This window comes from Burkholderia contaminans (assembly GCF_029633825.1).
In the GTDB taxonomy this organism is placed as follows: domain Bacteria; phylum Pseudomonadota; class Gammaproteobacteria; order Burkholderiales; family Burkholderiaceae; genus Burkholderia; species Burkholderia contaminans.
Genome location: NZ_CP090641.1, coordinates 725,401 through 740,723 on the forward strand (window position 1 = coordinate 725,401; position 15,323 = coordinate 740,723).

The window sequence follows — 15,323 nt, forward strand, 5'->3', positions numbered from 1 at the left end:
CACGCTGTCCGGCACGAACAGCCTGATCCATCCGGGTGAACTGAATGAGAGCGAGTATCGCTGTCGCCTGACTGCCGTGCGGCGCGACAACCGCGACAACCGCGCCAGCACGCGAAGCGCGCGGCGGGCAAGAATCCGGGACAGCGCGACTCGCGAAGCTGGCACAGCGTCGCGAGCGTCACCCCGGCCTTTCCGACTACCCCTGTGACGCGCAAAGTACGCGCCGATCGATCTACAGCTTCTGGTCTTCATCGCCGTTCCCCGACTGCTTACTGACGAGTTGGCCGCCCCACCTGTTTGTTACATCGTTTCAGCCGCCCGTCGATGCGTCGAGTATCGCAAGCAGCGTGCCACGCGATATTCCACCGCAGCTTGCGCGCGGCAAACGGCCGCCACGGCGGCCGGCAGCGCCGCGAACGACATTTTTTGTTTCAGGAATGTATCGCAATAACAGTCTGACACCCGCTCCGATCACTGAGCGCCGCGACGCAATCGCCGGATTAGACGGATGAATCCGGCCCGCGGGCCCGCACCGGGCGGCCTGATGAACGCGTGTTTCAAACTTGAGAACCAGGCCGCCGCGCAAGGCAGGCGGCGCGGGCATTTCCGCCGGCAAACCGCGGGCCGCGGCGTGTGCGGCCCCCTCCCGTGCCATCACAAACGAGAATCGATTCGCCCGACACCGGGCACCGAACACCCGGCCCGGCAACCGCCGGCGCGTCTTCGACACGCGTTTCCCCCCATGACCGGAACGGATTTGATTCATCCTTGAAAATACCGACAGGATCACGCGCCGCTCGAGTGCCGAAATAGAACGTAAAAAAGAAAGCTTTCGTGCCGGCGTAATAATCAAAACCAATGAAAAATCGTACCCCGTGACGCCACGCACCATTTTTTCACTTTCATTCGCTCCACCTTTCACGCACCGAAGCGTCCGATTCGCGTCACATTCGTGAAGCGTTTTGAATCACTCGCGATGCATTTCTCATCGATGAAACATTCGAACTCGACACCGGTTTGATAACACTACTCCCGAAAAAGCCTGATTTCGCACGCGTTGCGTCGTATCGAATCGCATCGATCCGGCAATTGACCCGCCCGCTTTTCTGTCCCCACGATACATGCATGAAACAGAAGCGCGCATATCGCGCGGCAATCGCGCCGCCGCTCCCGTGCGCATCCCGACGGCATCGTTCATGGCATGCCGATTGCCTGATTTCCGGCTCTCACCGAGCGGCACGCCGAAGCACAAGACCAGGGACGGCGGCCTGCTCGTCTATCAGCGTATCGGGGAAAGGGCGATGAAGATCACCACGGAGCGATCGACGTGCGCGTCGTTCAAGCATCAACGGGGTAGTCAGCGAAACCGGAGCGCCTGTCGCGACGCTTCGTCGACCTCGGCCCATGCGAGCCGGCGCTTGCCGAAACGCTGCCCGTGCAGCGGGATGGAACGCGTGCGCACCGCCGTCGAGCAAATCGACGTGGGGTTCCTCGATCTGCTCGACGAAGAAGAAAGCCATGAATGACAGGGTCTCGCTCGAGACGCGCGCCGGTCAGCGCGTCCTGGTGACGGGCGGTGCCGGCTTTCTCGGCAGCTACGTATGCGAGCGCCTGGTCATGGAAGGCGCGTCCGTCACGTGCATCGACAGCCTGCTGACGGGGCGCAAACTCAACGTCGCCGACCTGAAGGCGTCCGGCCGTTTCGAGTTCGTGAAGGGCGACGTCTCGCTCGGCCTGCCGCAACTGCAGGTGGACGAGATCTGGAATCTCGCGTGCGCGGCATCGCCGCCCACCTACCAGATCGATCCAGTCCATACGATGATGACCAACGTGCTCGGCATGAACCACTGCCTCATGCTCGCGCGCAAGACGGGCGCCCGCGTGTTCCAGGCGTCGACCAGCGAGATCTACGGCGACCCGGACGTGCATCCGCAGACGGAAACCTATCGCGGCAACGTGAACACGATCGGCCCGCGCGCGTGCTACGACGAAGGCAAGCGCGCGGCCGAGGCGCTGTGCTACGACTACTACCGCACGCACGGCGTCGACGTGCGTGTCGCGCGCATCTTCAACACCTACGGCCCGCGGATGTCGCCGCGCGACGGCCGCGTCGTGTCGAACTTCATCGTCGGCGCACTCAACGGCGCGCCGCTCGAGATCTACGGCGACGGCAGGCAGACGCGCTCGTTCTGCTTCGCGAGCGACCTGATCGACGGCTTCTTCTGCCTGATGAACGCCGAGCGCAACGTCGGCACGCCGGTCAACATCGGCAATCCCGGCGAATTCACGATGATCGAGCTCGCGGAGAAAGTGCTCGCGATGACGGGCTCGACATCGGAGATCGTGTTCCGGCCGCTGCCGATCGACGATCCGCACCAGCGCAAGCCCGACATCTCGGTCGCGTCGGCCGAGCTCGGGTGGCGGCCGGCCGTCGATCTCGACGAAGGCCTGCGCCGCACCGTCGACTATTTCAGCCGTGAACTGTGGCTCGAGCCGGTGCTGCGCGTGACCGGGGCCACGACATGAAAGTGCTCGTGACAGGCGGAGCGGGCTATATCGGCAGCCACACCTGCAAGGCGCTCGCGGCAGCGGGACACGAACCGGTCGCCTACGACAACCTGTCGACCGGCCATCGCGACGCGGTTCGCTGGGGGCCGCTCGTCGCGGCCGACATTCTCGACCGCGACGCGCTGTCGAAGGCGTTCGCCGCACATCGGCCCGACGTCGTGATCCATTTCGCCGCACTCGCGTACGTCGGCGATTCGGTGCTCGCACCCGAGCGCTATTACACGGTCAACGTCGCCGGCACCTGCACGCTGCTGAGCGCGATGCACGCGGCGGGCGTCGGCCGGATCGTGATGTCGTCGTCGTGCGCGACCTACGGCATTCCGGACGCGCTGCCGATCTCGGAGCGCACGCCGCAGCAGCCGATCAATCCGTACGGCTTCACGAAGTACGCGATGGAACGGATGGCCGCCGATTTCGAGCGCGCATACGGGCTGAAGTGGGTCGCGCTGCGCTACTTCAACGCGGCCGGCGCGGACCCCGACGGCGAGATCGGCGAATGCCACGAACCGGAAACGCACGCGCTGCCGCTTGCGATCCGCGCGGCACTCGGCACGGGGCACGCGTTCCAGGTGATGGGCACCGACTACCCGACGCCCGACGGCTCGGCGATTCGCGACTACGTGCACGTGAGCGACCTCGCCGACGCGCACCTGAAAGCGACCGCCTATCTGTGCGGCGGCGGCCACAGCGTCGCACTGAATCTCGGCACCGGCAAAGGAACGTCGGTGCTCGACGCACTGCGCGCCGTCGAAGCCGTGACGGGCCGCCGCGTGCCGACGGTAACGGCCTCGCGCCGCCCGGGCGACCCGCCCGAGCTGTACGCCGACGCCACGAAAGCCGCGCTCGTGCTCGGCTGGCGGCCGCGTTTCACCGAGATCGAGCCGATGGTCGAACACGCCGCGGCGTGGTTTCAGAAAGCACTGCAGTTCGAATCCGGCAAGTGAGCCAGTTTCCTTGAATGCCACGCAGGGGAATCACCATGAATGTACGGATCGCCATCGTCGGCACGGGCTACGTCGGGCTGGTCAGCGGCGCGTGCTTTGCCGATCTCGGGCATGACGTCGTCTGCATCGACAACAATCGCGGCAAGATCGACGCACTGAACGAAGGCTGCATGCCGATCTACGAACCGGGCCTCGACGCCGTCGTCGCCCGCAATGTCGAACGCGGCACGCTGCGCTTCAGCAGCGACCTCGCGGCGAGCGTGCGCGATCGCGACGCGGTATTCATCGCGGTCGGCACGCCGACGCTGCCGGGCACCGACCAGGCGGACCTGCGGTATGTCGAGGCGGCCGCGCGCGAGATCGCGTCGAACCTGACCGGCTTCGCGGTCGTCGTCACGAAGTCGACGGTGCCGGTGGGCACCAACCGGATCGTCAAGCAGATCGTCGAACGCTGCGCGCCGGACGGCATCGACGCGGCGATCGCATCGAATCCGGAGTTCCTGCGCGAAGGCTCGGCGATCGACGATTTCATGCACCCGGACCGCGTCGTGTTCGGCGCGGAGCATCCGCGTGCGATCGAGATCATGAAGGCCATCTATGCGCCGCTGGAGGCGATGGGCCATCTCGTGCTCGCGACCGAAATCGAAACGGCCGAACTCGTGAAATACGCGGCGAATGCGTTCCTCGCGGTGAAGATCAGCTACATCAACGAGATCTCGGACCTGTGCGAAGCCGTCGGCGCCGATGTCGAACTGGTCGCAAACGGGATGGGCCTCGACCGCCGCATCGGCGCATCGTTCCTCAAGGCCGGCCCCGGCTGGGGCGGCTCGTGCTTCCCGAAGGACACGCGCGCGCTGAAGGCGACGGCTTCCGAGCATGCGGTGCCGCTGCGCATCGTCAGCGCGGCGATCGAATCGAATGCGCTGCGCAAGGAGCAGATCCTGCGCCGCATCGAGAAGGCGTGCGGCGGCTCGATCAAGGACAAGCGCATCGCAGTGCTCGGCCTCACGTTCAAAGGCCAGACCGACGACGTGCGCGAAAGCCCGAGCATCGACGTGATCCAGCTGCTCGTCGGCGCGGGCGCGCATATCCGTGCGTACGACCCGGCGCGTCCGCATGAGGCATCGCGGCTGCTGCCGCAGGTATTCATGGAAGGTAGCGCGATCGACGCGGTGCGCAGCGCGGACGCCGTCGTCGTGATGACCGAATGGAAAGCGTTCGAGGCACTCGATCTCGCCGACCTCGCGGATCACATGGCCGATCCCGTGATGCTCGACATGCGCAACCTGTTCAACGAACGGCTCGCCGTCGACAGCGGCTTTCGCCGCTATGAACGCCTGGGCCGCTCGTGCGGCGAACGCACGCCGGCCGACCCGGCACCGGAACAACCGCATGCCAGCGAGGACACCCGGCCGCCACGCGGCCTGCTTCAGGACTGATGATCTGACCTTGACGGGAGAACACCATGAAGAAGCTGGTTGCGTCGCTTGCGGGCGGCCTCGCGCCGGATACCGCCGATACCACCGATACCGCCGACACCACCGACGCCGACGCGGATCGCACCGCCTCGATGAACGCGGACGCTCCGCTCGTCGTTCCGTTGATGGACAGCGGGACCAGCATCGTCTTCCACATCCTCGCGCTGGGCTGGTTCGTCGCGCTGGGCATCTTCTGGCGCTGGTGGTTACGCGACGAGCACTATGTGGATGCCTTCCGCTTCGGCGTCAACTGCTTCGTGCTGTTCTGGACCACCTTCATTCCCGGCTACTTCATCTTCATCATCCGCTCGGCGGTCGTGCCGAACCCCGCGCTGCCGGTGCCGCGCGACTGGCGCGTCGCGATGGTCGCCACCAAGGCGCCGTCCGAACCGTTCGACATCGTCCGCACGACGCTGCTCGCGATGCTCGACCAGACCTACCCGCACGATACGTGGCTCGCCGACGAAGACCCGTCGCCCGAGACGCTCGACTGGTGCCGCGAGCACGGCGTGTTCGTGTCGACGCGGCGCGGCATCGCCGCGTACCACCGGGCGAGCTGGCCGCGCCGGACCAAGTGCAAGGAAGGCAATCTCGCGTACTTCTACGACATGGTCGGCTACGACAACTACGATTTCGTGTCGCAGCTCGATGCCGACCACGTGCCGACCCGCACCTATCTCGAGGAGATGCTGCGGCCGTTCGTCGATCCGGCGGTCGGCTACGTGTCGGCGCCGAGCATCTGCGACAGCAATGCGGCCACGAGCTGGAGCGCACGCGGGCGCGTGAACGTCGAAGGGCCGCTGCACGGCACGATGCAGGCCGGCTATGCGGGCGGCCTCGCGCCGCTGTGCATCGGCTCGCACTATGCGGTGCGCTGCCGTGCGCTGCGCGAGATCGGCGGGCTCGGGCCCGAGCTCGCCGAGGATCACTCGACCACGATGATCTTCAATTCGAAGGGCTGGCGCGGCATGCATGCGCTGAACGCGATCGCGAACGGCGAAGGGCCGCGCACGTTCGGCGACCTGGCCACGCAGGAATTCCAGTGGTCCAAGAGCGTGATGATCATCATGCTGCGCTACACGCGCCGCTATTTCATGGGGCTGCCGCTGAAGCTGAAGGCGCAGTTCCTGTTCTGCCAGCTGTGGTATCCGCTGTGCGCGCTCGCGATGGCCGGCGGCGTCGTGATTCCGGTCGTCGCGCTGCTCACCGGCCGCGTGTGGGCGCACGTCGACTACCTCACGTACCTCACCTACGCACTGCCGCTGGCCGTGCTGCTGCTGTGCGTCGTGACCTGGGCCACGCATTCGACGCGCTCGTGCCGCCCGCTGAATACGAAACTGCTGTCGTGGGAAGGCCTGTCGTTCGTGTTCGCACGCTGGCCGTGGGTCGTGCTCGGCTGCGCGTCGGCGCTGTTCGACTGCGCGCGCGGCAAGGAATTTTCGTTCAAGGTCACGCCGAAAGGCGGCACGATCGAACAGGACGCGCCGCTGCGCGTGGTCGCCCCGTATCTGCTGATCTCGCTGTTCTGCAGCCTGCCCGTCGTCACGGTCGAGAATCCGCGCAACGCCGCGGGCTTCTATCTGTTCTCGACACTGACGAGCATCCTGTATCTGGTGATCGCGGCCGTCGTCGCGGTAAATCACGGCCGCGAGCAAGGGCTCGAGTGGTCGGCGCTCAGGCAGATGTTCTTCAGCCGCCTGCCCGTGCGCAACGCGCTGTTCGTGATCGCGCTCGCGATGCTGCTGTCGGGCATCGGGCTGCGCGCGCCAAGAGGCTGGCAGGCGATGATGTGGCGCTCGGGTTTGCCGGCCGTGGTCGCGCCCGTGCCGGGCGAACCGGTGAAGCAGCCCGAACTCGGCGCCTACGATCCCGGGAACACGCTCGCAGGCGAGCGGAATCTCGCGTTCGACCATGTATTCGTGTCGTGGAACGCGCCCGACATCCGTGCGGAAATCGACGATGCGTACCGGAGCGCGCAAGCGCGCAACCGCGCGCTGATGCTGACCGTCGAGCCCTGGGCGGCCAACGACACGCGACCAGGCGCGCTGCTCGACGATATCGCGCACGGGCGCTACGACGCGCGGATCGCGGCCACCTGCTCGGCAATCGCCGCGTTGAAAAGCCCCGTGTTCGTGCGCTGGGGCCACGAGATGGAGGCCGACACCGGGCGCTATCCGTGGGCCATCGGCGACGCGTCGGCTTACGTGCAGGCGTACCGGCGGGTCGTAACCGCCTGCCGCGCGATGACCGACCAGATCCGCTTCGTGTGGTCGCCGGCCGGCAACCGGAACCTCGACGACTATTTCCCGGGCCGCGGCTATGTGGACGACATCGGCCTGTCCGTGTTCGACTGCCCGCGCTGCGCGGTCTGGCCGGCCGGCGGCCACGCGTCCGCCGCGAGCATCCTGCGAACCAAGTACGAACGGGTGGCCGACTACGGGCTGCCGGTGATGGTCACGGAGCTCGGCGTCGACGGGTCGAGTTCGCGCAAGCGCGAGGCGCTCGACGAATTCCAGCGGTCGCTGTGGCGCTATCCGCTGCTGAAGGCCGTGGTGTATTTCAACGCGGTCGATACGCCCGGCGCGTGGCCGGCGCATTACGTGCCCGACTGGCGGATCGCGCCGGCTTTCCTGCAGACGACGGTGGTCGCCCGGTGACAGGCGCGGCGATCGGCGACGCGCGGGCTTTCAGCGATCTGCCGTCAGCCGAGCAGTTCCTTCCTGCGCAACTGCACGACGTCGCGCATCGGCGGCGCGCCGAACAGCCGGCTGTATTCGCGGCTGAACTGTGACGCGCTCTCGTAGCCGACGACGGCGGCCACCGACCCGACGTCGCCGCCCTGCCGCAGCAGCAGCCGCCGCGCCTCGTGCAGCCGCAACTGCTTCTGGTACTGCAGCGGGCTCAGCGTCGTCACGTGCTTGAAATGATGGTGCAGCGACGACACGCTCATGTTGACCGCCTGCGCGAGCGACTCGACGCGCATCGGCTCGGCGAAGTGATCGCGGATCCATTCGATCGCGCGGGCGATCCGGTGCGTCTGGCTGCCCGCGATCGCCATGTGCCGCAGCCGCGTGCCCTGCCCGCTCGTCATCAGCCGGTACAGCAGTTCCTTTTCGATCAGCGGCGCGACGACCGCAATGTCGGCCGGCGTATCGAGCAGTCGCATCAGCCGCAGCGCGGCATCGAGCAGCGGCGGCGTCAGCTCGGCGAGCGCGATCCCCTCGCCTTCGGGGCCCGCGTCCGGCTCGGGCAGCCGCATCTCGGCCGCGAGCTCGACGATGCGCTGCGGATCGAGCGTCAGCGACAGGCACAGGTACGGCGCGTCCGGCGACGCGCGCGTCACGCGCGACAGGATCGGCAAGTCGATGGAGGTAATCAGGCAATTCTGCGCGTCGTACTCGTAGGCCTGGCCGGCCACGATCACGCGCTTCGAGCCCTGCGCGGCGATCACGAGCGCGGCGCGCGACACGCCGCAGCCGAGATCGACCGGCCGCGTGTGCCGGTGCAGCATCAAACCCGGCACGGCCGTTGAATGCGAGCCGTCCGCGGGCGCGAAACGGCTGATCAGCGTCGCCAGCTCGCGCTGCCCGGATTCGCGCGACGCCACGATATCGGTCATGTCCATGACGCTTCCTCGATAGATTTCCTCATGTCGCGGGAGCATAGCGAAACCGCCCGCGACCTGCCGGGGATTTGCAGGATTGTTCAATAAATTTGCAGGATTGGGTAGACGCAAAAACCGATGCCTCGCGCACACTGCCCGCTGACCGGGCGCATGCCGGGTTTTCCCCACGGAGACAATCACAATGCCTACCTCGTTTGTCCTCAACGGCAAGAACGTCACGCTCGACGCCGATCCGTCGATGCCCGTCCTCTGGGCGATTCGCGAACACGCGGGACTGACCGGCACGAAGTTCGGCTGCGGCATGGCGCAGTGCGGCGCGTGCACCGTGCATCTCGAAGGCCAGGCCGTCCGCTCGTGCGTGCTGCCGCTCGCCGGCATCGCGGGCAAGCACGTCACGACGATCGAAGGCCTGCAGAGCAAGCCCGCGCAGGCCGTGCAGGCCGCCTGGGTCAAGCTGCAGGTGCCGCAGTGCGGCTACTGCCAGTCCGGCCAGATCATGTCGGCCACCGCGCTGCTCGAACAGAACCCGAAGCCGACCGACGCGGACATCGACGCCGCGATGAACGGCAACCTGTGCCGCTGTGCGACCTACGCCCGCATCCGGGCGGCGATCCACGACGCGGCCGCGACGCTGGGAGCCTGACCATGACGATCGAACTCGACAACACCGGGTCGGTGCGTCCGTCGCGCCGCACGTTCCTGAAGGCCGCGGGCGCCGCGGCCGCAGTCGGCCTGACCATCGGCTTCGACTTCAGCGGCTTCGGCCGCCGCGCGCTCGCCGCAACCGCGCCCGCCGCCGGTTTCGCGCCGAACGCATTCCTGCGCATCACGCCCGACGGCACCGTCACGGTCATCGCGAAGCACGTCGAAATGGGCCAGGGCGCGTATACGGGCATCGCGACGATCGTCGCCGAGGAGCTCGACGCCGACTGGTCGCACGTGCGCGTCGAAAGCGCGCCCGCCGATGCGAAACGCTACGCGAACCTCGCGTTCGGCACGATGCAGGGCACGGGCGGCAGCTCGGCCATGTCGAACTCGTGGCAGCAACTGCGCGAAGCCGGCGGCAAGGCCCGCGCGATGCTGGTATCGGCCGCGGCGGCCCGCTGGAAGGTGCCCGCGAGCGAGCTCACGACCGCGAATGGCGTCGTCACGCATGCGAAGAGCGGCAAGACGGCCGCGTACGGCACGCTCGTCGCCGATGCGTCGAAGCTGCCGGTGCCGGACACGGTCACGCTGAAGCAGCCGGCCGATTTCAAGCTGATCGGTCACCCCATTCCGCGCGTCGACGCGTCGGCCAAATCGAACGGCACCGCGCATTTCACGCTCGACACGACCGTCCCCGGCATGCGCGTCGCGCTGCTGCAGCGCCCGCCGCGCTTCGGCGCGAAGGTGAAGTCGTTCGACGCGACGGCGGCCAAGACCGTGCCGGGCGTCGTGTCGGTGGTGCAGGTGCCGGGCGGCGTCGCCGTCGTCGGCACCGGCTTCTGGGCCGCGAAGCAGGGCCGCGACGCGCTGAAGATCGAATGGGACGAAACGAACGCCGAGAAGCGCGGCTCGGACGAGATCATGCGCGAATACCGGCAGCTCGCCGACCAGCCGGGCACGTCGGCGCGCAAGGACGGCGATGCCGATGCGGCAATCACGGGCGCCGCGCGCAAGATCAGCGCGACGTACGAATTCCCGTATCTCGCGCACGCGCCGATGGAGCCGCTCGACGCCGTCGTCAAACTGACGGCGAACAGCTGCGAGATCTGGGCGGGCGACCAGTTCCAGACGGTCGACCAGGCCAACGCGGCCCGGACGGCCGGCCTGAAGCCCGAGCAGGTGCAGATCCACACGCTGTACGCGGGCGGCAGCTTCGGCCGGCGCGCGAACGCGTGGTCGGACTACGTGGTCGAGGCCGTGTCGATCGCCAAGGCGCTCGGCGCGGACGGCAAGCCCGTCAAGCTGCAGTGGACGCGCGAAGACGACATCCAGGGCGGCTTCTACCGGCCGATGTACTTCCACAAGCTCGACGCGGGGCTGACCGCGGACGGCAAGCTGGTCGGCTGGCGCCACCGGATCGTCGGCCAGTCGATCCTCGCCGGCACGCCGTTCGAGGCGTTCATGGTGAAGAACGGCATCGACGCCACCTCGGTCGAGGGCGCGGCGAACCTGCCGTACGCGGTGCCGAACGTGTCGGTCGAGCTCACCACCACCAAGGTCGGCCTGCCCGTGCTGTGGTGGCGCGTGGTCGGCAGCTCGCACACGGCCTATGCGGTCGAGGCGTTCATCGACGAAGCCGCGCACACCGCCGGCAAGGATCCGTACGCGTTCCGCCGCGACCTGCTCGAGAAGGAGCCGCGCATGCGCGCGGTGCTGGACCTCGCCGCGCAGAAGGCCGGCTGGGATCCGGACAAGCCGCTGCCGAAGGGCCGCGGGCGCGGGATTGCGGTCGCCGAGGCATTCAAGAGCTATGTCGCGCAGGTGGCCGAGGTGTCGGTGGACGCGGACGGCAAGGTGAAGGTCGAGCGCGTGGTGTGCGCGGTCGATTGCGGGATCGCGATCAATCCCGACATCGTCGCCGCGCAGATGGAGGGCGGCATCGGCTTCGGGCTCGGCGCGGCGATGCACAGCGCGATCACGCTGAAGGACGGCCAGGTCGAGCAGCGCAACTTCGACGGCTACCACGTGCTGCGGATGGCCGAGATGCCGAAGGTCGAAGTGCATATCGTGCCGTCGGCCGAAGCCCCGACCGGGGTCGGCGAGCCGGGCGTCGCGCCGATCGGGCCGGCGGTCGCGAACGCGATCTTCGCGGCGACGGGCAAGCGGCATTACGTGCTGCCGTTCGATTCTGCGGATAGCGCGAAGGCTTGAGGATGGGCCGGAACGCCGGCCGCGGGGCGGAAACGGCCCGCGGCCGGTGCTTTTTGTTCAGGAGGCTGGCAATGTAGGGTTCCATGTCGGCAAAAATCTTTCATAACCAATTGATTCATATAGACAATCAATTGATCCATGTAGGGTTCTATGTCGGGTTCGCCATTCGGCCACAGCGACACTCCTCCGGCCTCGCTTCCCCACCTCGCCCAGCACGTTACGTCGGACGTAACGCCCGTAACGTCGCCCGTCAATGCTACGTAACAATCCTTCACCATTATCCTGTCCCTTTTTTCGTCCGCTGCGCACGCCCCGTAAAAACTCGTTTAAATTCAAGGCCATCTCACCGCCCGCGCCGGTGCGATCGGCTGTCGATACCTGACGATCCGCCCCTGGCCCGGAAGTTGCAGCACAGGACTCGCAAACACTCCTTTACGGACATGCGAGGGCCACCATGGATTGCAAATACCTGTACATCGACAACATAAAAATCAACTTCGTGCGCCGCACGATCGAAATCGACAACAAGATCATTGATGTCACGCCGCGTGAATTCGACGTCGTCGAATTCCTGCTCGACAACATGAACAAGATCGTGCCGCGGCAGGCAATCCAGGAAGCCGTGTGGGGCCGTGAACTCGGCGTGTCGTCGCGCACGCTCGATACCCACATCTCGCGTATCCGTTCGAAGCTGCAGCTCGATCACGACAAGAACCTGCGGATCATCCCGATCTACGCGGTCGGCTATCGCCTCGTGCTGTTCGGTGCGGCGATGACGCACGTCGAGCGCCACGAAGCCGCGCCGATCCTGCGCGCTACACCGCAGCCCGCGATGGTCGCCGACTACGCGTAATGCTTCGCCCGCGCGCCGCGCGTTCGCGGCAAGCGGGCAACGTGTCCCCCCAACGCGCTGCGGCGAGCCGCAGCGCCTCGCGGCCCGCCCGTCGGACGCAGCCTGCACGCCGCCCGGCCCGCCAGCCAGTCGCGACCCGACCGCCGCCTCCGGGCGGCGGTTGCCTTTGCGGGCTCCGCTTCGCGGCCGCTCATCGCACTTCGTAGCGCCCCGCTCACGCCGCCTGCCGGCGATCGCGGCGACTACGGATTCCGGCGCGGCACGCGGCCATCGCCGTCCCTACAATCGACGCAGCAGCCGCGCGCCCGTCGGCGCCGCCGGCCCCAGAACAACCCGTCGAATCAACGCCGAATTCGCCCCGATCCCGCCGTGCCTGCGCTGTTCCAGACGAATGCCGACGCCGGCGACGCCGTGCACCGGGCCATGCCCGCCGCGGCTGCACCGCCCGCCGCCGCGCCGGCCGCGGTCCCGCTCGACGCGTCGCCCCATCTGCCGCGCCTGTCCGCCGCCGCCGCGCGCGGACTGTCGCACGCGTACTGCGCAACCGGCGCCGTCGCGATCACGCTCGGCGAACACGCATACGAAGTGCGCTGGCGCGTCGACGCCGAGCCGGCCGCCGATGCGCACGCGTACCGCTTCGTCGTCGGCCCGGCGGCCGGCACGCTGTGGATCGATCCGCTCGCGGAAACCGAATGGCTCGGCGAAGCGGCCGATCCGGCCGTGCCGGCCGTGATTCGCGCGGCACTGCTCGCCGATCTGGGTGCGCCGCTCGCCGCCGTGCTGCAGACGGCGACGCGGCAGCGCGTGGAACTGCTGCCGCCGCCCGACAGCGTGCCGGCGTGGCGCGCCGCGCCGGCCGCGCTGCGCTTCGAGTTGCGGCGCGCCGACGCCGCATGGCGCTGCCACGGCGCGCTGCTGTTCGACGCGCCGGATGCGCTGGCCGTGTTCTTCGCGGGCCGGCCGGCCGCACCGGCCGCCCCCGCCGACGCGCGCGCGGCCTACGCGAACCTGCCCGTGCCGCTCGTGTTCGAGATCGGCCGGACCGAGCTGACTACGGCCGAGCTGGCCGACGTCGTCGGCGGCGACATCATCGCGATCGAGCGCTGGCAGGCCCACGAGCAGAACCTGCTGTGCGTCGCGCGGCTGCCTGCCGCGCCGGCATGGGAAATTACCGGACGGCCGTCGGGCAACCGGCTGACCGTCGAACGAATCAGGGAGATGCCTTTGGAACCGACCCGCACCGATGCCGCGCCGCCGACGACGCACGACGCGCCCGCCGCCGACGCACCGCGCCCGCTCGACGGCCTCGCGGTCGACCTGCGCTTCGAGCTGCCGCCCACGTCGATGCCGCTCGGCGAGCTGAGCGCACTGCAACCCGGCGCCGTGATCGAGCTGCAGCAAGGGATCAACCAGAGCGTGATCCATCTCGTCGCGAACGGGATGCTGATCGGCACGGGGCACCTGATCGCGGTGGGCCAGAAGCTCGGCGTACGGGTCGTCACGCTGACCCAACCCGCGCCGCGCGAGCGCTGAACGATGGGCAATCTGCCGAATCCGGTCGCGCTGATCGCGGTGATCGCCGCGCTCGGCATCGCGCCGTTCGCGGCGCTGATGGTCACGAGCTACACGAAGCTCGTGGTCGTGCTCGGCCTGTTGCGCTCCGCGCTCGGCATCCAGCAGGTGCCGCCGAACCTCGTGCTGAACGGCATCGCGCTGATCCTGTCGCTGTTCATCATGGCGCCCGTCGGGATGTCGATCCGCGACGCGCTGCAGGCGCGCCACTTCGATGCGTCGGGGCAGTTGTCGACGGCCGACGTCGGCGCGCTCGCCGATGCCGCGCTGCCGCCGATCAAGGATTTCCTCGTGTCGCACACGCGGCAGCGCGATCGCGAATTCTTCGTGCGCACCGCCACCTCGGTGTGGCCGAAGAACCGCGCGGACGGCATCAAGGACGACGACCTGCTGGTGCTGGTGCCGAGCTTCACGCTCGCCGAGCTGACGAAGGCGTTCCAGATCGGTTTCGTGATCTATATCGTGTTCATCGTCGTCGACCTGCTGGTCGCGAACATCCTGCTCGCGCTCGGCATGCAGATGATCTCGCCGACCACGATCTCGGTGCCGTTCAAGCTGCTGCTGTTCGTCGCGCTCGACGGCTGGTCGCTGCTCGTGCACGGCCTCGTGATGTCGTACCGGGTGGCGGGCGCGGGATGAGCGCGCGCCGCCTGCGAACCGCCGCCGCCTGCCTGTGCGCGCTGGCTGCGCTCGCCTTCGCGTGCCTGCCGCTGCGCGGCGCGCAGGCCGCAGGCGCCGGTACCGGCTTCGCGCCGCTCGCGCGTGCGTGCGCGCCGAACGTCGATCCCGATACCCTCGCCGCGCTGGTGCGTACCGAATCGGGCTTCAATCCGTATGCGATCGGCGTGGTCGGCGGCCATCTGGCGCGCCAGCCCGCGTCGCTCGACGAAGCACGCGCAACCGCGCGCGAGCTCGCGGCGCGCGGCTTCAGCTACAGCGTCGGCCTTGCGCAGGTGAACGAGCGCAATTTTGCGAAATACGGGCTCGATGAAGCGACGATGTTCGAACCGTGCCGCAACCTGCGGGCCGGCGGCGCGATCCTGACCGAATGCTTCGCGCGCTCGTCGGGCACCGGTCGCGCCACGCAGGCCGCGTTGCGCGCGGCGCTGTCGTGCTACTACAGCGGCAACTTCACGACCGGCTTCTCGAGCGGCTACGTGAGCCGCGTCGTCGCCAGCGCGCAGCGCAACGCGCGCGAAGGCGGCGTCGGACCGATTCCCGTCGTGACCGATACGCCGCCGCCCGCGCGCCAGCGTCGCATGGACGCGGCCGCGACCACGCCGCCCGAGCGCGCGCGCCGGCTGCCGTCGCCTGCCGCGTCCGCCGATGCGCCGTCGTGCCACGCCCGCCCGGTCGTGATGATGTGCCGCGGGCTCGCAGCCAGCCGAGCGAAGCGGCTGTGCGTGAAGTGTCTCGACGAGTAGCGG

13 protein-coding genes are annotated in these 15,323 nt (G+C 67.9%); 11 read left to right on the top strand and 2 right to left on the bottom strand.

Features of this window, described 5'->3' with window-relative positions; translation table 11 throughout:
- Positions 1 to 310: 310 nt before the first annotated feature.
- Positions 311 to 922, bottom strand: a complete 612-nt coding sequence (locus LXE91_RS21000) for a hypothetical protein (protein WP_135370706.1) — start codon at positions 920 to 922, stop codon at positions 311 to 313.
- A gap of 199 nt (positions 923 to 1,121) precedes the next feature.
- Between LXE91_RS21000 and LXE91_RS21005 the strand changes: the two genes are divergently transcribed.
- Genes LXE91_RS21005 through LXE91_RS21025 form a run of 5 tightly spaced genes read left to right on the top strand, consistent with a single transcriptional unit; the run spans position 1,122 to position 7,647 of the window.
- Positions 1,122 to 1,526, top strand: a complete 405-nt coding sequence (locus LXE91_RS21005; RefSeq protein WP_223274249.1) for a hypothetical protein — start codon at positions 1,122 to 1,124, stop codon at positions 1,524 to 1,526.
- Complete coding sequence (locus tag LXE91_RS21010; RefSeq protein WP_039360918.1) at positions 1,519 to 2,526, top strand: UDP-glucuronic acid decarboxylase family protein; 1,008 nt, start codon at positions 1,519 to 1,521, stop codon at positions 2,524 to 2,526. Before LXE91_RS21005 ends, LXE91_RS21010 begins: the two co-directional genes overlap by 8 nt.
- Positions 2,523 to 3,512, top strand: coding sequence for a UDP-glucose 4-epimerase GalE (galE, locus tag LXE91_RS21015; RefSeq protein ID WP_039360916.1), 990 nt, complete (start codon positions 2,523 to 2,525; stop codon positions 3,510 to 3,512). Before LXE91_RS21010 ends, galE begins: the two co-directional genes overlap by 4 nt.
- A 35-nt stretch (positions 3,513 to 3,547) precedes the next feature.
- Positions 3,548 to 4,951, top strand: coding sequence for a UDP-glucose dehydrogenase family protein (locus LXE91_RS21020; RefSeq protein WP_039360912.1), 1,404 nt, complete (start codon positions 3,548 to 3,550; stop codon positions 4,949 to 4,951).
- A gap of 26 nt (positions 4,952 to 4,977) precedes the next feature.
- Positions 4,978 to 7,647, top strand: a complete 2,670-nt coding sequence (locus tag LXE91_RS21025; RefSeq protein WP_039360909.1) for a glycosyltransferase — start codon at positions 4,978 to 4,980, stop codon at positions 7,645 to 7,647.
- A gap of 44 nt (positions 7,648 to 7,691) precedes the next feature.
- Here the strand turns inward: LXE91_RS21025 and LXE91_RS21030 are convergent, their stop codons facing one another.
- Entirely contained in the window at positions 7,692 to 8,615 is a 924-nt protein-coding gene (locus LXE91_RS21030) for an AraC family transcriptional regulator (RefSeq protein ID WP_039360906.1), read from the bottom strand.
- Between the two features lie 181 nt (positions 8,616 to 8,796).
- On the opposite strand from LXE91_RS21030, the gene LXE91_RS21035 reads away from it, so the two are divergent.
- The 6 genes from LXE91_RS21035 (at position 8,797) to LXE91_RS21060 (ending at position 15,320) form a co-directional block, all read left to right on the top strand.
- Entirely contained in the window at positions 8,797 to 9,258 is a 462-nt protein-coding gene (locus tag LXE91_RS21035) for a (2Fe-2S)-binding protein (protein WP_006480868.1), read from the top strand.
- Between the two features lie 2 nt (positions 9,259 to 9,260).
- Entirely contained in the window at positions 9,261 to 11,471 is a 2,211-nt protein-coding gene (locus LXE91_RS21040; RefSeq protein WP_039360900.1) for a xanthine dehydrogenase family protein molybdopterin-binding subunit, read from the top strand.
- Positions 11,472 to 11,925: 454 nt separating this feature from the next.
- Positions 11,926 to 12,324 carry a winged helix-turn-helix domain-containing protein gene (locus LXE91_RS21045; RefSeq protein WP_039360897.1) on the top strand — a complete coding sequence of 133 codons (399 nt, stop codon included), beginning with the start codon at positions 11,926 to 11,928 and terminating at the stop codon, positions 12,322 to 12,324.
- A 369-nt stretch (positions 12,325 to 12,693) separates the two neighbouring features.
- Entirely contained in the window at positions 12,694 to 13,857 is a 1,164-nt protein-coding gene (sctQ, locus tag LXE91_RS21050) for a type III secretion system cytoplasmic ring protein SctQ (RefSeq protein ID WP_039360894.1), read from the top strand.
- Between the two features lie 3 nt (positions 13,858 to 13,860).
- A complete protein-coding gene (gene sctR / locus LXE91_RS21055) occupies positions 13,861 to 14,535 on the top strand; it encodes a type III secretion system export apparatus subunit SctR (protein WP_039360892.1) in 675 nt (224 codons plus the stop codon).
- Positions 14,532 to 15,320 carry a lytic transglycosylase domain-containing protein gene (locus tag LXE91_RS21060; RefSeq protein WP_278068163.1) on the top strand — a complete coding sequence of 263 codons (789 nt, stop codon included), beginning with the start codon at positions 14,532 to 14,534 and terminating at the stop codon, positions 15,318 to 15,320. Before sctR ends, LXE91_RS21060 begins: the two co-directional genes overlap by 4 nt.
- Positions 15,321 to 15,323 lie beyond the last annotated feature (3 nt).